This is a genomic window from Bacillus sp. FSL R5-0576 (assembly GCF_038004765.1).
GTDB lineage: Bacteria > Bacillota > Bacilli > Bacillales > Bacillaceae > Bacillus > Bacillus subtilis.
The window spans coordinates 1,918,638-1,938,245 of the sequence record NZ_JBBORU010000001.1 but is presented as its reverse complement, the minus strand read 5'-3'; the positions used below and the strand labels follow the sequence as shown (position 1 = coordinate 1,938,245).

The 19,608-nt window shown below is 37.6% G+C and carries 19 protein-coding genes and 8 pseudogenes; 12 read left to right on the top strand and 15 right to left on the bottom strand.

What is annotated here, in order from left to right:
* Positions 1–39: 39 nt before the first annotated feature.
* The 3 genes and pseudogenes from NX903_RS09620 to NX903_RS09610 all read left to right on the top strand — a co-directional run.
* Positions 40–195, top strand: a pseudogene (locus NX903_RS09620) (T7SS effector LXG polymorphic toxin); the annotation flags it as partial.
* Positions 193–362 (top strand): annotated as a pseudogene (locus NX903_RS09615) (hypothetical protein); the annotation flags it as partial. The pseudogenes NX903_RS09620 and NX903_RS09615, both read left to right, overlap by 3 nt.
* A gap of 221 nt (positions 363–583) precedes the next feature.
* Positions 584–784: a hypothetical protein gene (locus NX903_RS09610; protein WP_021481449.1), complete on the top strand. Its 201-nt coding sequence runs from the start codon at positions 584–586 to the stop codon at positions 782–784.
* Between the two features lie 153 nt (positions 785–937).
* On the opposite strand, the gene NX903_RS09605 is transcribed toward NX903_RS09610, so the two are convergent.
* The 7 genes and pseudogenes from NX903_RS09605 to NX903_RS09575 all read right to left on the bottom strand — a co-directional run.
* On the bottom strand, positions 938–1,081 hold the full coding sequence (locus NX903_RS09605; RefSeq protein ID WP_153801665.1) for a hypothetical protein: 144 nt from the start codon (positions 1,079–1,081) through the stop codon (positions 938–940).
* A complete protein-coding gene (locus tag NX903_RS09600; RefSeq protein ID WP_250635016.1) occupies positions 1,071–1,457 on the bottom strand; it encodes a hypothetical protein in 387 nt (128 codons plus the stop codon). Before NX903_RS09600 ends, NX903_RS09605 begins: the two co-directional genes overlap by 11 nt.
* A 72-nt stretch (positions 1,458–1,529) precedes the next feature.
* Positions 1,530–1,607 (bottom strand): phage holin, encoded by a 78-nt coding sequence (locus tag NX903_RS20975; RefSeq protein ID WP_227057947.1) that lies wholly within the window; start codon positions 1,605–1,607, stop codon positions 1,530–1,532.
* Between the two features lie 861 nt (positions 1,608–2,468).
* Positions 2,469–2,843 carry a YoqO family protein gene (locus NX903_RS09590; RefSeq protein ID WP_144499921.1) on the bottom strand — a complete coding sequence of 125 codons (375 nt, stop codon included), beginning with the start codon at positions 2,841–2,843 and terminating at the stop codon, positions 2,469–2,471.
* Positions 2,844–3,096: 253 nt separating this feature from the next.
* Positions 3,097–3,393 (bottom strand): annotated as a pseudogene (locus NX903_RS09585) (SOS response-associated peptidase family protein); the annotation flags it as partial.
* 180 nt (positions 3,394–3,573) lie between these two features.
* Positions 3,574–3,939, bottom strand: a complete 366-nt coding sequence (locus NX903_RS09580; protein ID WP_086343930.1) for a hypothetical protein — start codon at positions 3,937–3,939, stop codon at positions 3,574–3,576.
* Between the two features lie 29 nt (positions 3,940–3,968).
* Positions 3,969–4,100 (bottom strand): annotated as a pseudogene (locus NX903_RS09575) (SAR2788 family putative toxin); the annotation flags it as partial.
* 26 nt (positions 4,101–4,126) lie between these two features.
* Here NX903_RS09575 and NX903_RS09570 point away from each other — a divergent pair.
* A pseudogene (locus NX903_RS09570) lies at positions 4,127–4,490 on the top strand (hypothetical protein).
* Positions 4,491–4,523: 33 nt separating this feature from the next.
* Here NX903_RS09570 and NX903_RS09565 read toward each other — a convergent pair.
* Positions 4,524–4,862, bottom strand: a complete 339-nt coding sequence (locus tag NX903_RS09565) for a helix-turn-helix domain-containing protein (protein WP_086343929.1) — start codon at positions 4,860–4,862, stop codon at positions 4,524–4,526.
* A 170-nt stretch (positions 4,863–5,032) separates the two neighbouring features.
* Here NX903_RS09565 and NX903_RS09560 point away from each other — a divergent pair, with 170 nt between their 5' ends.
* The 3 genes and pseudogenes from NX903_RS09560 (at position 5,033) to ppsA (ending at position 9,816) form a co-directional block, all read left to right on the top strand.
* Positions 5,033–5,272, top strand: a complete 240-nt coding sequence (locus NX903_RS09560; protein ID WP_003231362.1) for a TM2 domain-containing protein — start codon at positions 5,033–5,035, stop codon at positions 5,270–5,272.
* A 630-nt stretch (positions 5,273–5,902) separates the two neighbouring features.
* Complete coding sequence (gene xynA / locus NX903_RS09555) at positions 5,903–6,544, top strand: endo-1,4-beta-xylanase XynA (protein WP_003231377.1); 642 nt, start codon at positions 5,903–5,905, stop codon at positions 6,542–6,544.
* 670 nt (positions 6,545–7,214) lie between these two features.
* A pseudogene (ppsA, locus tag NX903_RS09550) lies at positions 7,215–9,816 on the top strand (phosphoenolpyruvate synthase).
* Positions 9,817–10,191: 375 nt separating this feature from the next.
* Here ppsA and NX903_RS09545 read toward each other — a convergent pair.
* Together NX903_RS09545 and NX903_RS09540 are read right to left on the bottom strand one after the other, a co-directional pair.
* Positions 10,192–10,455 (bottom strand): hypothetical protein, encoded by a 264-nt coding sequence (locus tag NX903_RS09545; RefSeq protein ID WP_024571439.1) that lies wholly within the window; start codon positions 10,453–10,455, stop codon positions 10,192–10,194.
* Between the two features lie 393 nt (positions 10,456–10,848).
* Positions 10,849–11,081: pseudogene (locus tag NX903_RS09540) on the bottom strand (hypothetical protein).
* A 162-nt stretch (positions 11,082–11,243) separates the two neighbouring features.
* On the opposite strand from NX903_RS09540, the gene NX903_RS09535 reads away from it, so the two are divergent.
* Positions 11,244–11,594: a DUF3221 domain-containing protein gene (locus NX903_RS09535; RefSeq protein WP_131227491.1), complete on the top strand. Its 351-nt coding sequence runs from the start codon at positions 11,244–11,246 to the stop codon at positions 11,592–11,594.
* 436 nt (positions 11,595–12,030) lie between these two features.
* On the opposite strand, the gene bla is transcribed toward NX903_RS09535, so the two are convergent.
* Positions 12,031–12,951 (bottom strand): class A beta-lactamase, encoded by a 921-nt coding sequence (bla, locus tag NX903_RS09530; RefSeq protein WP_086343927.1) that lies wholly within the window; start codon positions 12,949–12,951, stop codon positions 12,031–12,033.
* Positions 12,952–13,215: 264 nt separating this feature from the next.
* Between bla and NX903_RS09525 the strand changes: the two genes are divergently transcribed.
* Both NX903_RS09525 and NX903_RS09520 read left to right on the top strand, forming a co-directional pair.
* Entirely contained in the window at positions 13,216–13,848 is a 633-nt protein-coding gene (locus NX903_RS09525) for a type 1 glutamine amidotransferase family protein (protein ID WP_086343926.1), read from the top strand.
* Positions 13,849–14,092: 244 nt separating this feature from the next.
* The gene (locus NX903_RS09520; RefSeq protein WP_086343925.1) at positions 14,093–14,524 is read left to right on the top strand and encodes a hypothetical protein; all 432 of its coding nucleotides are present in this window, start codon (positions 14,093–14,095) and stop codon (positions 14,522–14,524) included.
* A gap of 173 nt (positions 14,525–14,697) precedes the next feature.
* Here the strand turns inward: NX903_RS09520 and NX903_RS09515 are convergent, their stop codons facing one another.
* Complete coding sequence (locus NX903_RS09515; RefSeq protein ID WP_086343924.1) at positions 14,698–15,576, bottom strand: DMT family transporter; 879 nt, start codon at positions 15,574–15,576, stop codon at positions 14,698–14,700.
* Between the two features lie 100 nt (positions 15,577–15,676).
* On the opposite strand from NX903_RS09515, the gene NX903_RS09510 reads away from it, so the two are divergent.
* Positions 15,677–16,549 (top strand): LysR family transcriptional regulator, encoded by an 873-nt coding sequence (locus NX903_RS09510; RefSeq protein ID WP_144486655.1) that lies wholly within the window; start codon positions 15,677–15,679, stop codon positions 16,547–16,549.
* Positions 16,550–16,657: 108 nt separating this feature from the next.
* On the opposite strand, the gene NX903_RS09505 is transcribed toward NX903_RS09510, so the two are convergent.
* From NX903_RS09505 to NX903_RS09495, 3 genes and pseudogenes are all read right to left on the bottom strand, one after another.
* Positions 16,658–17,452 (bottom strand): DUF817 domain-containing protein, encoded by a 795-nt coding sequence (locus tag NX903_RS09505; protein ID WP_086343922.1) that lies wholly within the window; start codon positions 17,450–17,452, stop codon positions 16,658–16,660.
* Positions 17,453–17,557: 105 nt separating this feature from the next.
* A pseudogene (locus tag NX903_RS09500) lies at positions 17,558–17,814 on the bottom strand (helix-turn-helix domain-containing protein).
* Positions 17,815–17,823: 9 nt separating this feature from the next.
* Complete coding sequence (locus tag NX903_RS09495) at positions 17,824–18,306, bottom strand: DUF2975 domain-containing protein (protein ID WP_077671332.1); 483 nt, start codon at positions 18,304–18,306, stop codon at positions 17,824–17,826.
* Positions 18,307–18,650: 344 nt separating this feature from the next.
* On the opposite strand from NX903_RS09495, the gene NX903_RS09490 reads away from it, so the two are divergent.
* A complete protein-coding gene (locus NX903_RS09490; RefSeq protein ID WP_015714063.1) occupies positions 18,651–19,562 on the top strand; it encodes a VanW family protein in 912 nt (303 codons plus the stop codon).
* Positions 19,563–19,608 lie beyond the last annotated feature (46 nt).

The following is a 19,608-nucleotide window of genomic DNA, read 5'->3' as shown; positions in this document are numbered from 1 at the left end:
GGTAAAATTTACATAGAGTAGTCTAGGAAGGAGAATGATATGAAGGTATTTGAGGCTGATTCATTACTCTTTGAGGCCGATAAAAGAACCAAAGAGTTTAAGGAACTAAGGTCGCAAATGGTGAAGCTTAAAAAAGCGTTTAAGTCTGTAGCTGACCTAGATGACACCGAGTTTTCCGGTAAGGGTGCAGACAACAAAGCTGGTCGAACAATCAGCCTGGGTATTGGATACAGTAAAGATGATCTTGGTGGTGGATTTCACCGAGCCAAAACAATTCGAAAGCGATTCTTAGAGCAGTTTCTTATACATCTGCTGGTACTGCGCTTCACAGAGCAGGGCTGACTTGTGGACATACATCATAAAGTTAAGATGATAAAACTGCAATGTTAATTTGCTTATTTTAATAGAGAAACATAACGTATTCTGCCACCATACACTATGGTTTTACTAGACACAGAGGACATCTTTTCTTATACCATTAGACATAGTATGGCTTACTTATTTTTACTTAAACAGTTGGAAATGGTTTTTTCATCTGAGTAATAAAACCTGCTTTTCTCATAAATAAACGAGGTGAAAATCAATGAATGGGATAGAATTTTTAGAATCTGTGTCACAACTGGGACAAATAATTTTATTGTTCTCCGGCTACGCCTTTTATTGGAGATTGAGTAAAATAAAAAGAGAACGAAGACTTACAAAATATGAAACTTTTCTTAGGTTCTTCGTAATGTTCGGCATATTAGCATGGGGGCTTTCGTTTCTTGCTTTGCATATGTGGTAACAAACTTTCCATTAAAATTTTATTTTGAAGACAAAAGACCACACTGACTGTATTTCGTAGTGCGGTCTTTTTAGTTTAATTAGCTAATGATTAATCAAGAGTTGACAAATTAGTAGCACCCATTGCTCGGTAATGTTTCTAATGGGTTAAATATTAAACAAAAAACTTGGTCGGTTGAATAGAAGTAATATTCCTTTTAGCTTCATGGAACTCTTTGTCATTCGAGGATGAAAAGCCACTAAAAATTGCTAATCCAACGACAACTGACAAGGTGGCTAATGCAAGTTTAAATTTCATATAAACACTCTCCTCTTTGTATTTGGATTCGGGCATCCACCATGACGTCAAAAAAGGTGGTTGAGTTTTCAAATTGCCCTATCTCCTTACAATAATTAGCCGTGTCGAGTGCTAATTCCTCTAAATCTGGATACATTACATTATCTTTAAGTACAGAAAAAGTTCGGAAAACTGTGCGTTTATCTATAGAGTCGATATATAAAGCCTTTAAGTAATTAAACTCAGCAACTAAGACATCATCGTTAATGGCTTGTGCTTTCTCGATTCCTTTTTTATAAAGAATAAAGGCTTTTTCAATATCCTTCATTTTGAAGTAAATTTGTGTCAGTGTAAATAACGTATGAGGGAGAAGGTCACATTTATCGTTTTCGTACAATGAGACTGCTTGTTCAATATATTCAGCAGCTTTGTCATACTCTCTCACTCGATTAAGAGAAGGGTAGGGGTTTTATCTCGGTGAATCATAATCCATTGCTTGTTTACTATCAGAAATACCTTGAGTTGTTGAGTCAACAATGATACCCATTGCAGTTTAAAAAGTTAGAAGTGCATTAAATTTCTCTGTTAAATCGTCACCAAATACAGTCAAGTCGTATAACGTACACGAATAACATGCTTATCGTAAAAATTTATAATGAGTTAAAAAAGACAGTAAACATAAGGATTTTTGATACTTTAATTAGTGAATAGGGGGTAAACGATAAAACGTAAGTGGGAGTAGGGAAAAGTGGTTGTTTTAAGGAGATATTGATAAAAAAGGGAAATTTTTCAGGAGGAAAAACGTTGATAATATAGGCTTTTACGATAGCGATTACGATGTGAAATAGGGCGATTTAAAATGAAATTAGGAAAATGAAAATTTGGATAAGGTGTGGAAATGGAAGGCTATGAGTACATTTGTTCTTGCTTTTGAGTATTTGGATGTTAATAGACCCCACATATTGGTAGTTAAATCTCTATATAATAAGTCTTATACCTGCATTTCAGTTACATATAATGGTTATGTCCGAATGCTTTATGGATATATATAAAAGTGAAAATCAAGAACATTTTAAAAAAGCAGAATAATTTCTGGCTTGAAATGGGATAGATAACTCTGTTTTTGATCGTTATCGTAACAGGGAAAATTAATAAGAACACTTATTATATCCTTAATAAGCCAAATGTTCTGAGTGAAGTACTACATATTCAACCTTGTCTTTTTAATGGAAATGGAGCATCCATCGTTTTTTATTTGGCCATATTTTGATCCCTCAATGATCTCGACTGATTAACCGTATTATGCAATATAAGATATGGCAAGTAATTGTTATTACTCAGCGTAACAGAAGAGAAGGAATTAGGGAAAGCATTTGATTTCATACATAAGAGACCACAAGGCAATGAGTTAAAACTCTTTACCATGAGGTGTTTTCCTTAACCGATTCGCAATAAGTTTCATTAAATTTACTGCAATAGATACCAAAACAATAATCAAAGCGATTTCAAGTAAGATGATAAGTCCAATATTTAAGTCAAGCCTATCAAAGTAATCACCGCTAAAGGAAATGAGTTGATAAATACCTAGCATTAGAGCTATAAAGATTGCTCCTAAAACAATTAGAGATTTTTTAGAGAAATCCTTAGCATGTTCAAAATTATAAATTATTAGAAATACAAATAGACAAGCCATAGCAATCTCATGAGTCAACGAACCGCTTGCTGAAAATCCTTGCACAATTAAGGAAGCAATTAATCCAATTATTCCGATTATTTTTTTCAAGGTATCACCTGCTTTGTATGATCCTAGGTGCCAGCTTACCAATTAAAGGGGAATTTCTCAAGACCATGTACTTTAAAGTTACCTTAAAATCGAGATTTTAAACAGATAGGAGGAAATGAATGAATCAAGATATTCAGTTTTTAAAAGAACTTCAGCAAGAGTTGAAATATCAAGACAGAGACGGTCAAGCTTCACCGCGTTTCTGGACGGTGGGTGACTATGAGTGGGTGGAAGCTCGGGAAGAAAATGCAGAACGGTATTCTGTATACCTGCCAGCGGGTATGATACAACGTTTGCTGACAAGTGGCTTTCGAAAGCTTGGTTTCTCGGCCAGTGTTTCGGCACGAGCATTAATCATCTTGTATCCGATCTTTTCATCTTTAGCCCAAGGAGGGATAAGGCCCCATCTAAGCTTGCCCAGACGGTTATTGGATCCATCGTTAATGATTGTCAGGATGTTCTGTGAAGGAGCGACATTATAGTTTGGGTGATATTCACCTTCAGGTAAGAATTGATCTATGTTGAATTGCTTGATGATGTCATTGTACAAGCTTGATACACGAAAAACAAAAAGGAGGGATGTGATGCAGCAAACAGTTGAGGTTAAAGAAGTTGAAGTGTTGGTCAGGGGAATATGGAGAAAGAATAATCAATGATATTAATACTTAAATAGTCTTCTGATAGTCTTTACAATAATAAGAAAGCCCCCATACCGGGGGCTTGAAGCTGCCTAATAACCATTAAATCCCTTGATTTCAAAGTTTTCTGTATCGAGATTTAGGCTATTCAATTGCTTTAACAACACCTCAAATTTTAAGCAGTCACCGTTTCTTAATTCATCTGGAATATATTTAGGATTTGCAATTTTCATGTCATTCTCAATCCATTGTTTTCGGTATAACTGAATTGCAGCTTCAATTAAGTAATCTGGCGTTACAATAAAACCTAAGCTTACTTCATGATCTTCACTGTAGCCGTATTCAAAATCGCAACAAGGGCAGATTTCAAATGTTTTTTGATACTCACCATCATTGTTTATTGGGTTTTCACTTAATCCTTTATATCCGCAAATTAAACATGTATATAATTTTGGCATAGCAATCCCTCTTTATATATTTATAGTTCCTATTGATTTTTATAATAATTATAACCAGCCTTTTTATTTGGATGTTTTGGCTTAAAGTAAGTTATTATAGTGTCCTTATTACCTGAGCGTTCCACAGATAAAAATTCATTTGTCTTTTTATTATACTTATACAAAGGGATTGAGACAGTTGCAAGGAATGGTGAACCGTACACAGTTTTGGTTTGCTGCAGGCAATTTACATATTGGTCTGGGGTACGATTATTTAAAGTGCATTGTCTTACTAATCAATGTCAAAAGATTTTTTAGTTTAACAGAGTCATATGGAAATATTTCAATAAATTTGCTGTTGCTGCTATGAAGGGTGTGCAATTTGATTAGTTTGAGGAAGCTTACAAAGCTTATAAAGAAACAGTTGAAATAAATCAAAATAGCTTAGTGGACTTTTTAAGTGCTTTAATTACTCTGATAAAAACAGGTGAGAAGCCACAAAAAGCTGGTGAAAGTTTAGCTATCATCATGAATAAACTTCTTAAAATGAGCCAGAAAATTCAATAAAATAATTGTTTTATGCAAAAGCCCTTATGCGGACTTTACTAATTGTTGTTTGTAGTAACCATCTTCAAAATTTTTCGTATAGGATCTAATATTTCAGGGGTAAGTTTATATCCATCCCAGTGAATATCGGGTTTTTCTAAAAACTCTTTTAGATTCTTTCTTTTCACTTTAGGATCAGGATCATCTGTTAACCCAAGTATGTAATCAACTGAAACATCATATAGTCTAGCTAAAATAACCAACTTGTCCAATGGTGGTTTTTTGCTTTCAGCTTCATCCCCGCCGTAACTTGATTTTGCAATTCCAATTTTCTCAGCTAACTGTTCCATTGTTAATTTGTGTGCCTTTCGTAATTGACGTAATCTTTGGCCATACATTTTGAATAAACGCCTCCCAAAACCATCTAGTTCAATTATATGAGTTTTCATTTCTCAATAAAATAAAAATATCTCAAAAGAATTTCAAAATTTTCACGATTTCTGGTGGAAATGCATTATAATATGAAAGCGTTACTTTAAAAACGGTAGCAATGAACTAGGAGGAAGTCATGGTAAGCAAGAAGAACAAAATTGTAGCGGCATTATTAGCATTTTTCTTCGGGGGTCTGGGAATACATAAGTTTTATTTGGGAAGAGTAGGACAAGGTATTCTATATATTTTGTTTTGCTGGACTGGTATCCCCTCTATTATCGCATTTATTGAATTCATTATTTTTCTTTGTGGTAGCGAAGAAGGGTTTGATCAAAAGTACAATTTTTATTACTTTCAGCAGCAATCTAAAGCTTAATTTTAAAGAGGGATATACAGTCCCTCTTTAAATAAAATAAGTATTTTAAAGAAATTTATTTTGAATTGGAGGCTCGGTTACATTCCACAGTTACCCTGATTGTCAATTCTTATTTTTCTTTTTCAGAGCCCTTTCAAATAACAATCTTGCAACTTCTTTGTAAAACTGACCTAAGCTATCATCCTCAAATTTTTGGTCAATAATTCTAATTGAGCGATTCTTTCTTAGTATAACCTTAATTGTTTTCTTCTTCAGTTCTTCATATTCTTCATAAATTTGCTTCCCTTCATTAGACAAGCGGCAGCAACAATGACTTCACAATCTCTAATATATATCTCCTTTATACGAAAAGATTCAATGGGAATTCATTACAGATATTACTCCATCTGAATTAGAAACAAGAATTGTGATCCTGCGAAAAAAGGATCAGGATATGGTGGAAGAAGACCACTTATAATGTGTTTCTAGGTATTTGTAATTAAATTACAAATACTTTTAATATTCGCTCGTGAATTCGTGTTATTATACTGAAGAGGACGATCAAAAGCTTTGGCGTTAGTAATTAAGAATGTTTTAAATATATACGAGTGCTACCTCAAAGTCGGAAAAAAATATTATAGGAGGTAACATATGTTTAAGTTTAAAAAGAATTTCTTAGTTGGATTATCGGCAGCTTTAATGAGTATTAGCTTGTTTTCGGCAACCGCCTCTGCAGCTAGCACAGACTACTGGCAAAATTGGACTGATGGGGGCGGTATAGTAAACGCTGTCAATGGGTCTGGCGGGAATTACAGTGTTAATTGGTCTAATACCGGAAATTTTGTTGTTGGTAAAGGTTGGACTACAGGTTCGCCATTTAGGACGATAAACTATAATGCCGGAGTTTGGGCACCGAATGGCAATGGATATTTAACTTTATATGGTTGGACGAGATCACCGCTCATAGAATATTATGTAGTGGATTCATGGGGTACTTATAGACCTACTGGAACGTATAAGGGTACTGTAAAAAGTGATGGGGGTACATATGACATATATACAACTACACGTTATAACGCACCTTCCATTGATGGCGATCGCACTACTTTTACGCAGTACTGGAGTGTTCGCCAGTCGAAGAGACCAACCGGAAGCAACGCTACAATCACTTTCAGCAATCATGTTAACGCATGGAAGAGCCATGGAATGAATCTGGGCAGTAATTGGGCTTACCAAGTCATGGCGACAGAAGGATATCAAAGTAGTGGAAGTTCTAACGTAACAGTGTGGTAGCAGATCATCCTTAATCAGGGGTAGCTAACGGGCTGCTGATCGTTCCTTGAGAAGTTTTATAATCAATGATTATTAAAATCGTTAGTAATGGTTAAAGGTTGTTTTCTACTAGGTGAACGGCCTTGGAATTGCTGGAGGTAGGGTATTCTCCATCTGGTTTTAAAACTTTCCCTATAGGTTAATAGAATGGTATTTAAATGAGAATGCTATCAATTTTTTGTAGTCAGCGCTTGCTCCCAACAGATACCTTTACATAACCCTTCTTTATCAAACATAAGCCTTTTTCAAAATAAAAATATCTGGTAGTTAACCAGATCCTCATAACTTTATACTAGTTAAAGGTGGGACTGTTAAAAACAAAAAGTCTAATTTATAAATGGGGATCTACGAATAAAGCAGGTTAGTTCCAAAAAGAACCCAACTTTAGGATTTCCTAAGAGGATTGAATCATCTCGAACCAAGTTTTTTAATGTGACTAGTTACGGAAATTAAGAAAAGAACCTGGTGAAATTGCCCAGGTTCTTTTTATATTGCACAAAAACAGACACGGTGATATAATCATACTACGTGCGCTTCCTGGTTAAAAAGTTATAGATACCCATCTTATAATTTTATTATATCCTGCTGGGAAGCTCTTGTCAATATTTATTTTTTGAAGGGGAGGTGTAGAATGAGTTCTTTGGTTCTCGGTTTACATGAAATTGAAAAAACACAGCTTTCGCTCGTTGGAGGAAAAGGGTTACATTTAGGGGAATTATCAAAAGTTCAAGGTATACAAGTACCAGAAGGATTTTGTGTCACAACAGTAGGATATCAAAAAGCCATCGAACAAAACGAAACGTTACAAGTGTTGTTGGATCAGTTGGCGATGCTAAAAGTTGAGGACCGAGATCAGATTGGTAACATCAGCCGGAAGATTCGGCAAATCATTATGGAAGTAGACATTCCTTCCGATGTTGTGAAAGCAGTGGCTCACTATCTCTCCCAGTTCGGCGAGGAACATGCCTATGCCGTGCGTTCTAGTGCAACTGCTGAAGATTTACCACATGCTTCTTTTGCCGGTCAACAAGACACCTATTTAAATATTATCGGCGTCGATGCAATCTTGCAGCATATCAGTAAATGCTGGGCGTCCCTATTTACGGATCGCGCGGTTATTTACCGTATGCAAAATGGATTTGGCCACAGCCAAGTCTATTTATCCGTTATCGTTCAAAGGATGGTTTTCCCTCAGGCTTCGGGGATTTTATTTACCGCTGATCCGATTACCTCAAGCCGAAAGGTGTTATCCATCGATGCCGGTTTTGGACTTGGAGAAGCACTGGTTTCCGGCTTGGTATCTGCCGATTGTTATAAAGTACAGGATGGGCAAATCATCGATAAGAGAATAGCAACTAAAAAAATGGCTATCTACGGACGAAAAGAAGGCGGAACAGAAACACAGCAGATCGATTCTGATCAGCAAAAGGCTCAAACACTGACTAATGAACAAATTTTACAGCTGGCACGCATTGGAAGACAGATCGAAGCTCATTTCGGCCAGCCTCAAGATATCGAATGGTGTTTGGCCCGCGATACTTTTTATATTGTACAGAGTCGTCCAATCACTACTTTATTCCCCATCCCTGAAGCGAGTGACCAAGAAAATCACGTCTATATTTCTGTTGGTCATCAACAAATGATGACGGATCCCATAAAACCACTGGGATTGTCTTTTTTTCTGTTGACGACTGCTGCACCCATGCGTAAAGCCGGTGGAAGGCTATTTGTTGATGTCACACATCATCTGGCATCCCCTGACAGCAGAGAAGTTTTCTTAAAAGGCATGGGGCAGCACGATCAGCTCTTAAAAGACGCACTTATGACCATAATAAAGCGACGAGATTTCATAAAGTCGATACCAAATGATAAAACAGCACCAAATCCCAGCAGAGGCAATGCAGATATGCCGGCTCAAGTTGAAAACGATCCGACAATCGTGTCTGATTTGATTAAGAGCAGTCAAATATCGATAGAAGAGTTAAAACAAAACATCCACACGAAATCAGGATCAGATTTATTTCGTTTTATTCTGGAAGATATCCAGGAATTAAAGAAGATTTTATTTAACCCCGAAAGTTCGGTTGTGATTCGAACTGCTATGAATGCTTCATTATGGATTAACGAAAAAATGAACAAGTGGTTAGGTGAAAAAAAACGCAGCAGATACGCTTTCTCAATCTGTACCCCATAATATTACTTCAGAAATGGGTCTTGCGCTATTAGACGTCGCAGATGTGATTCGTCCTTATCCAGAGGTAATTGATTACTTACAACATGTAAAAGATGATAATTTTTTGGATGAACTGGCTAAGTTTGATGGCGGAAGCAAAACCCGAGACGCGATCTATGATTATCTCAGCAAATACGGAATGCGATGTACCGGAGAAATTGATATCACAAGAACTCGATGGAGCGAAAAACCAACTACACTTGTCCCAATGATTCTTAATAATATTAAAAATTTTGAGCCTAATGTCGGCCATCGGAAATTTGAGCAAGGGCGACAGGAAGCTTTGAAGAAAGAACAAGAGTTATTAGATCGATTGAAGCAATTACCGGATGGTGAACAAAAAGCCAAAGAAACAAAACGAATGATAGATATCATCCGGAATTTCAGCGGGTTTAGGGAATATCCAAAATACGGCATGGTTAATCGATACTTCGTTTATAAGCAGGCTTTACTGAAAGAAGCCGAACAACTCATAGAAGCGGGCGTTATTCATGAAAAAGAAGATATATACTATCTCACTTTTGAAGAACTTCACGAAGTCGTGCGCACACATAAACTGGATTATCAAATCATCAGTACACGAAAAGACGAGTACACATTATATGAAAAACTATCTCCACCACGTGTTATCACGTCTGATGGTGAAATCGTTACAGGTGAGTATAAACGAGAAAATCTCCCAGCCGGAGCGATTGTAGGTCTACCTGTTTCCTCCGGAGTTATAGAGGGGCGAGCGCGTGTCATTTTAAACATGGAAGATGCTGATTTAGAAGATGGAGATATATTAGTTACCTCCTTTACCGATCCAAGCTGGACACCATTGTTTGTATCCATAAAAGGCCTAGTCACCGAAGTTGGGGGTCTGATGACCCATGGAGCTGTTATAGCCCGTGAATATGGCTTACCTGCAGTTGTTGGCGTTGAAAATGCTGCCAAGCTGATAAAAGATGGGCAACGAATTCGCGTTCACGGTACAGAAGGCTACATTGAAATCTTATAATGTCTGATGTGTGTAGAGAGCCATCAGATATCCCCCCATCAGCCCTAACTAGAAGTCGGGAGGCTGCAATTGTACCGAATGATAAAGTTCCGTTGAACTAACGAAGATCGATAGCACATTAAGAAAAGCTGGAACCTCTTGGAGGAGGTCTGGCTTTTCTATATAAAATTGGCGTAGTGTACAAAAGCCGCATTTTGCGGGCGGCACTTCTTTAAAATGAATTTTTTATTACCAGCATTTAAAACCAAACTTTAGATTTTGTTCGTGTCAAAGAGAACTGGAGAATGTTGATATTGTATTTGATAGGGGACGACATAGAAAGAAATACCTTGCTTAAAACAAGAGAAAAAGGAGCTAAAAAGCTCCTTTATAAGTTTAAACAACTTTTGTATAAATAGCCGTGTAAAACCCGATTGAGTAATCAAAATAATGACGTGTAAGCGTATAAGTATAACCGTTGTATTCTATTGTTGGCTGGAGGTCCATTGGCAGAGGACTAATGCGGTATATAGTATCGTAATCATATTCTTCATTTTTTACTGCAACCTCAGACGAAGTGCCAGCAGCCAATGCGGGAACCGCGGATATTAGCATGCCAAAGGATAAAGCAGAACTCAATAAGATTTTCCTAATCTTCAATTATATCAACTCCATTTACAATTTATACATATATTATGTTGTAATTGGAAGTTTTTTAGAAGTGAATAATGGATCATAAAAAGTAAAAATCTCGATTTTAGCGGAATAAGAGTAAGGGTATGGTTCGAAGACAACCACATACAAACATTTGAGAAAGAACAAAAAGAAGTAGATCCGTTTGGTGAATGTCCCTGTTGTTTATTTTAAAGATCAAAAAGAGTTTAAAATGGCCGGTATTACATTAATGACACGCCAAAATGTTGCTATTTACGAAGACAAAGATCGGAAGAAAAAAATGGTTCAGATAGTTTTATCATTATAGATAGAGGTGGCCCAAAAGCAGCCTAGAAATAAGCTTAAACAAATAATCCTCCCACAAAGGGAGGATTACTATTACATATTAACTAAAGTGTAAGTCAATGAAACAATGAATAAAAAATACGGGATATAAGATATTGTTTTTGAAGAACTTGTTTTATGTTTTTCGTATGTATAGATAAGTGCAAAACCCAAGAAGAAAACTGTTACAAACCAAGAAGTGTATTGTGGAAAGGTGGCGACCGCCATACCATGATTGTTGAAAAAATAAATGAAGAGTAATGAGTTACTTTATGATCATCATTCAAAGAAATCACCTCTACGAATTTTTACCCGATTTAGTCTGTGTATTAACAGCTTGTAAAAGATTCAATATGAGAAAATGAAGAAGTTTCTGGATAGATTTACACTACAGTTTATTGATATGCAGTTATGGAGTGAGATTGTTTAACATGACGGGAGGGAGAAAGTTGCCTAAAATCGGAGTAAGCTTGATAGTGCTCATTATTTTCCTTGCAGGCTGCAAAAATGAACAACACGGAGAAGAAACAAAGATGCAGAGCCTAGTAGGCTATGTCGTGCTTAAAGACAATGAAAGGGCAATTCTCATTACCGATACAAAAGCTCCAGTAAAAGAAGATTACGATCTTTCTGAAGGACAACTTATGAACAAGTTTAAAAATAACATAGTAATTGTAGGATTAAGTGAGATTGATAACACAGATGATCTCAAAAGAGGTGAAAAAATAAAAGTGTGGTTCCATACATTAAAAGAGTCAAATCCACCAAGTGCAACGATACAAAAATATGAATTATTATAAAAAAATTGTTGAATTCTCATATAGATAACCTCTGAGTCAACAAGACCAATTCAAGTGGTTTGATATGTTAGTGTCTTCGAGACGAAATATTGGAAGTGAGTCCGGATATTTATGAGTATTACAAATTGGTCACAGAATAAGAGACTTAAGGGAGTTGTCTGCATTGTATGTTCACTTCTTTATAATAGCTTGCACTAAGGAGTATATTCTTGGAAGGAAAGAAAACGGATTTTAGGGTGCTTAATCTTAATTCTTGTCAGGTCAAACTTTACTTGTTCCATAAAATGAAAACTTGCCGTTAATTATAATAACGTTTAATTTTGTGGTGTTTAAATATATGATTCTAGAGGTCCTATGAAAGAACCGTTCATCAAAAAATGAACGGTAGGGGTTAAAAAAGTAATGTCTTTTCCTTTGTGGCAAAAGGCTAAACATATTATTTGAGATCGTTAAGGACGACTTTTGCAGCCTCAGCGATAAGAGCATTATCATAATTAGCATCTTTCGTAAAGCGGTTTGACAGAATTGCCAAAACAATAGGAGCTCTGTTAGGCGGCCAAACGATAGCAATGTCGTTTCGTGTCCCGTAACTTCCGGCTCCGGATTTATCGCCAACTTCCCATCCTATTGGAGCGCCTGCCCGAATCAGTTCGTCACCAGTAGCATTGCCTCGCATCCAATCGGTTAAGATCGTGCGTTTGTCAGTCGTGAGCGTGTTATCTAAAGTGAAAGCTTTAAGATCGGTTGCCAGTGCTTTTGCGGTGCTGGTGTCACGAATATCACCAGGAATCGCAGAGTTTAGATCCGTCTCGAATCGTTTAGCTTTCGTTACATGATCCCCAATCTGTTTCAGTGACTTTTCAAAACCTTTAGGGCCGCCAAGCTGTTGCAACAAGATGTTCCCAGCGGTATTATCGCTGTAACGGATAGCCGCTTCCGAGATTTCTTTTAGGCTCATGCCTGTATCCAGGTGTTTCTCTGTGATTGGAGAATATGTAACAAGATCGTCCTTGCTGTAGTGGATGACTTCATTAAGTTTTTCAATTGAGTTTTTCTTCAGGACAGCAGCTGCGGCTAGAACTTTATAGGTTGATGCGTAAGCAAATCGCTCATTCGGCCGATAGGCGATTGTCTTGTTTGAACCTGTATCAATGGCATAAACACCAAGCCTGGCATCAAATTTTTTCTCGAGTTGAACAAATTTTTTATTCGTTATACAGCTTGCCATGTTTGTGTCTTCTATGGATTTTGCTTCGGCATGTGTTGAGCTGTAAAAAGGTGTGAAACCAGTAATGCTTAAACATAAAAGCCCAACACATATTCCGAATTTTATTGACGCTTTATTTTTCAACTTCATCAGGCCTCCTCATTCAAATGATTTTGTATTACCTTTGAAATGTTTCCCATGACAGTTAGTGTAACAAACCCCTTTGCGCTAGTAAACATAGAATCAATTTATCTTATATTTTTAATAAGTTGGGAGAACAAGGGGCAATTGCCCACCTACATGGTATTATATAAGAATAGGCGATTACATATGAAACAACAAAAAAGCTGAAAATGGCTGTCAGCGAGGTCATCTATTAGAAGGCTTTATCAATTGTGATTGGAGTGTTATTGGATGCAAACGAGAAAAGTTTATCTCTACGTATTTCACACAATGTCAGACTGGGAATATGGATATTTAATTGCTGAACTAAACTCAGGGAGATATTTTAAACAGGATGCAGCATCTTTAAAAGTAGTTACAGTAGGGGCTAATAAAGAAATGATAACTACGTTGGGAGGACTAAGCATAAAACCAGATATTTCTCTTGATGAGTGTACTCTTGAGAGTCAAGATCTTATCATTTTACCCGGAGGAAACACTTGGGGAGAAGATATTCATCAGCCAATCTTAAAAAAAGTTGACGACGCTTTAAAGCTTGGCACGACTATTGCTGCAATTTGTGGTGCAACCTTGGGCCTCGCGAATGAAGGATACTTAGATTCGAGAAAGCACACAAGCAATGACCTAGAGTATATGAAAATGGTCTGCCCTAATTACAAAGGAGAAACATTATATGAAAACGGGCCTGCAGTATCTGATGAAAATTTGGTTACTGCATCAGGAATTGCTCCTCTGGAATTTGCGGTAGAAGTATTGAAAAAATTAGATGTATTTGCACCAGATACATTGCGTTCATGGTATAAGCTAAATAAGACTCAAAAGCCTGAATACTTCTTTGAGCTAATGAATACAATAAATCGATAGAAAACACTTTAGCAGTTTTTTGTAATGCTCCTGAACTTATAGGAGCATTTTTTATATGTGTCTAGGAGCTAAATAAAGAAATGCAGAAACTCTAAAAAAGAATTCGAATAGAGTTTGATTTGGGTTAAAACTGTTCTTATTAAGGCTCATTTCATGGTGCTAAAGATTCATTTGGAGAAGACTGTCTTGATCAGAAAAGACCCTTCCAATATATTGAAGTAAAAAGATATCGGGAGGAACTCTTTTGAAAAAGATGTTGATGTTAGCTTTTACATTTCTTTTGGCTTTGACTATCCATGTAGGGGAAGCTTCGGCCGTTATCGTCAAAGATGAGGAGAAAGTGAGTTTTACAATGACAGAAAATGAAAAATGGTTTATGAAGTCTGATGACCTAAATTCAAACCATTGGACATCTCACTTTGAGTACAGATTCACCATTTTCGATACTGAAGGATGTACAATTAATGCAAGAATCATGCGAATGACTTTGTCAGGATATGAAATAACCGTTAGTGAAAAAAACTTTTCAGGGGATCATTTTGATTTGAGTGCAACTGATCGAGTTGAGACGATGCCTTATAAGACTCATTATTTGATTTTGACAAAAGATCCAGATTGCGGAGATGTTATAGTAAAAGGTCTATACGGTTTTCAGTTTGATCAGCCAGAATGGTAATAAAAAAGAATCTAGATTCTCACCGGCCTAAACGCCAGCCAAGCTAATGTCTCACATGCAGACACTAGCTTTTTTCATTGTTTAATAGGCTGTCGTCAGGATTCTAGAAGACTTTCTCATAATAGTCGTCTCCTGTCACATGAAGCCCAAATGACAGGGGAAATGTATATCATTCACACTTTCCGTCGTGAAAATGTAAATGTTTTCATAAAAATCCCGCAGCATATCAGCAGTGCGCCGAGGATAATGTTGATGGTGATCTGTTCGTGCAATTGCAGCCATCCAAAGAATAGGGCTAATAAGGGAATAAACATTAATGCCATGGATGCTTTTGACGCTTCGATTTGATTGAGCACCCAAAACCATACGACAAAGGTAAAGCCGGTGGAAAGCAAGCCATTAAACAGCAATGACCACACCGCTTGATATGTCCACTCGGCTGAAGGGACCGGCTCAAATATAAAGGAAAACACCAATAACATGACGGCTCCCATCATAAGGTGCCAGGCATTCATGTGAATAATATTGATATGCTTGAATTGTAGCTTGCTGAACACATTCGCGATTCCCCAGCTAAGCGCTGCCGCAAGGACGCACAGCTCCCCAAATAAAGCGCTTTTATCGATATTGAGCATTTCCTTTCCAAATATAAATAACAGTCCGAAGAGGCCGCAGACCAGTCCCATCGTTTTATACACATTCATTTTCTCGTTTAATGTAAAATGGCTGATCACCGTAACAAATATAGGCATTGTATATACCAAAACAGAGGTTTTCCCTGAATCGACAAACTGCATTCCATACGTCAAGATCCCCATATAGCCCAGCCCCATCAAGAGGCTCATGATGATATAGCTTTTGAGATGTTCTTTTTTAATTGAAAGCTTTTTTCTTTGGATGAAGAGAATGAGAAATAAAGGAACCGCTCCGATGAACAGGCGCAAACCCGAAAATAAAAGCGGGGGGATGTCATGAATTCCTACTTTCATCGCAACCCAAGTATAACCCCAAATAAGTGTGACAGATATGATTCCCAGCATAACTTTTACCATAATGAAGCCGCCTTTCTTGTTTAAATATCGTGCTGGTTTCTATCATATGTTACATTTATGTATAACTGAAATACATTTTTATTATTGGGGGTATAACCAAATGGTTATGAACATGAACCATCTTCACATATTTGTAAAAGTCGGGGAGAAATTGAATATTACAGAAGCGGCAAAAGAATTGTTCATCTCTCAGCCGGCGGTAAGTAAAGCGATAAAAAACCTGGAGAGCTCACTGCAGCTCAAATTATTGATCAGGGATAAACATCATGGTTTAATGCTGACTGACATCGGAAAAGAAATTTTGCTGCTGGCGAGGCAAATGAAGGGAATTGAAAGCAAAATATATCAAGTAGCCAACCGGGAAAACAAGCTGTTAAACGGGAAGGTGAAAATTGGTTCATTTCCTGCAGTTTCAACAAATATTATGCCACAGGCGATTGCGGCATTCAGATCAAACTACCCGCTGATCCGCATAGAATTGATCGAAGGAACCTCTGACCAAATAAAAGGATGGGTTGAGGATCGGACGGTTGATATCGGGATCGCAGCATCTCCATTTGAACCGTTTGAAAATCAGCTATTGTGTAACGACTATATGGTGGCCGTCATCCCGCCGCAGCGTGACGAATTAAAACTTGAAAAGCATGTCGACCTTGAAACATATCAAGATGACCTAATTTTTTGTAAAGGCGGTCATGAAATCGCGATGTCAAACGCATTTTCGCAATACAACATCGAATTAAAGGAAAGCTTAACTGTGCAAAATGCCGAAACCTTGATTAATATGGTCAAAAATAACTTGGGTATCGGCATCATTTCAAACTTTACACTTTCATCCGTCCCGCATCAATTGATTAAAAAGGACATCTTTCCTAGGGTCACACGCGATATTGGCGTCATCGCACATTCAATTGAAGAGATAACGCCGGCGGCGCATGAGTTTGTCAAGGTGTTGAAAGCAGTTGTAATCTGAATCAGTTATCGTGGTGCGATGAAATTTGAAGAAGATGAATACTCAGCGGCAGAGTAGAAAAAAGCAACCATTTGAACGTTGCTTTTCACTCTATTTGGGACTTGAATGCTAAGAAAAAGATTCACCAATCTCTGCCTTTGTGGGATTCTGCTCCTTAACTTGTTTTAATGATGCTACTATAAGAAAGCTAACAATCACTAGCAAGAGCCATGAACTTACCTTTCCAAGGTGTACGAGACTCCATGTATCGATTTGGTTTGGATATTTCCAAGCTCCAAAAAACGTAGCGATATTTTCCGCTATCCATATAAAAAATCCGATGAGTACAAAAGAAAGTGCGAGCGGCATACGGTAACGAGCTCCATTCACCTCGTATGTAACCCATGTTTGCCAAAAGACAATGATGACAAGCCCAGATAACCACCATCGAATGTCTATAGAAAAATGGTGGGTGAAAAAATTCAAATAAATCACTGCGGCAAGCGGAACAACTGCAAAAAAAGGCGGCCACTTAACCAGTTCAACCTTAAGCCTTCTCCATGCCTGGCACAAATAACTGGCTACACTTGCGTACATAAAGCCGCTATACAAAGGTACTCCAAATATTTTGGAGTATCCTTCTTCTGGGTAAGACCAGGAGCCCATATGGACTTTAAAAAGTTCCAGAGCAAGCCCAATAAGGTGGAATAATGTGATCACTTTTAATTCATCCCGTGTTTCAAGACCGGAACGCACCATCCACAATTGCATGAGAACGCAGATAATGAGCAGCCAGTCATACCGCGGCAAGAAGGGCAGTGGGATGATTTGCGTAATAGCCAAAGAGGCAAAAATAACGGCAGGAAACAAACATGAAAGGGCTTGTTCCCAGCCAAAATGAACGATTTGTTTTATTGCTCTCATGATGCATGCCTCCTCCATAGTTGTGTTCTTCGTGTATGAAAGGGACGCTTAGTATAGCAGCTAGATGGATATAAGTTTATGTCCATAAGCTCACCGCCAATCACTTTATTTTTCTGTTGATCCTACATATTTTTTCTTTACGAATCCTGTGTGTCTTCATCACTTCGGTATTCCAATATATCCCCGGGCTGACATTCTAAAGCCTTGCAAATCGCTTCTAAAGTTGATAATCGAATAGCTTTTGCTTTTCCGTTTTTCAATATCGAAAGATTAGCCATGGTGATGCCAACTCTCTCTGAAAGCTCTGTTACGCTCATTTTCCTCTTAGCTAGCATCACATCAATATTGATAATAATCGCCATGTCATCACCTCAGACCGTTAAGTCATTTTCTGATTTTATATCTATCGCTTCTTTTAACAGTTTTTGAAGAACAGCAGCAAAGACCGCAATCACCATTGAAGCAAAAATAATAATCAATCCGATCACAATGATACCCGGGGCGTCGTCTATCTCGGCCATCAGATAAAAGACAGGCATGCCTGCTGCGTAAAAGATACTGATAGTGACTGCGCAGTATTTTATATTCTTCAAAGCTCTTACAGACAAACCCGAGAAAGCTTTGTTTTTGTCAATATAGCTTAAAAGTTTGAACGCTTGATAAAGAGCAAAGTAAAAAGGTATCGCCGTTACATACAAATAGATGAAAACGAGATATTTTATATAAGCGATATTTGGAAATATATCCGCTGAATAGTTGGCTATCTTAGGCACTAAAAAAATGCATAAAGCAAGAATTGGAATTCCAATAAGAACCAAAGCTATCTTTAAAAAAATTGTCGACATTCGATTCATAACAAGCACCTCATTTATTTGTTGTCTAATTGAATGTAACAAAAAATTTATCGTTTCTCAATAAAAAAATATTGAAATGGATTGATTTATTGTTGTTATAGGAGACCCTTTTCATTTTTGACAAGACAAAAAAGCATCCCTCATCACTGGGAGATGCTGAACTACTTCAAACTTGTCGACTGAATGAACCGTGTGCCTTAGAGCTCAGGGATCGGTGTGAACATAAAGCTAAGCTCTTTTATGAAGGCTTTTATCAACGTCTAAAGATTCAAACAAACGATGGGAAGAAATACATCAAAGGATAAGCGGCTGTTCATACTAATGATCGGGAGGTAAACCGACTTATGATACAAATTTTGATCACTGGTCTTTTTTTATTGGCTCAGCCGAGTGAGCCGCAGGACAGTTTAACGGTCACACAGCAAGGACGGACGATTGCCACTGTTAACCGTGAAGACTTTACAATGCCTCTTCCCGGCACTCCAATGGTTGACTATGAAAAATACAGTAAATTCATCAAACAGCTTGATCAGAAAGTGTACCGTGAGCCGATAAATGCTGTCCTTAACGATCATGGAAGCATCGTCCCGGGCAGGGTTGGCTACAAACTGTATCAACAGGCGTTTATGGAAAAGTTTTATGCGTATTTTTATGGCCAAGGTCCCTCCAAGATAGAAGTGCCGGAAATGAACATTTATCCGAAAGTTGACAGCGAGCTGCTAGCTCACATCAGTACGCAGCAGCTTGGTCAGTACGTGACGTATTTTAACTCAAGCAATAAAAGCCGTTCACACAATATTTCTCTTTCTGCAAAAGCAATCGACAATCACGTTGTTTTCCCTAATGAGACGTTTTCGTTTAACCAAGTTGTGGGAATGAGAACTCGGAACAAAGGATATAAAAGTGCACCCATTATTGTAAAAGGGGAGTTGTCTGAAGGTGTAGGAGGAGGAATTTGTCAGGTGTCCTCAACTCTATTTAATGCAGTCGATCGTGCAGGACTGCAGATCGTTCAGCGCTATTCTCATACTAGAAGTGTACCATATGTACCGCCCGGACGGGATGCGACGGTAAGCTGGGGAGGTCCTGACTTTCGCTTTCAAAACCAATATAACCAACCAATCTTAATTCGGGCAAAAAGGTATGGGGGAAGTATGATTATTACGCTATACTCTTCTGATGTGATAAACAGCAAATTGAGAAAAATCCCCAAAGCTCCATCTCGGATACCGAAAGAAATAAATGCAGAGCAGTAAAGACAAAACCTCAGGTAAGGTTTTGGTTAAGAGAGCTTGTAGATTG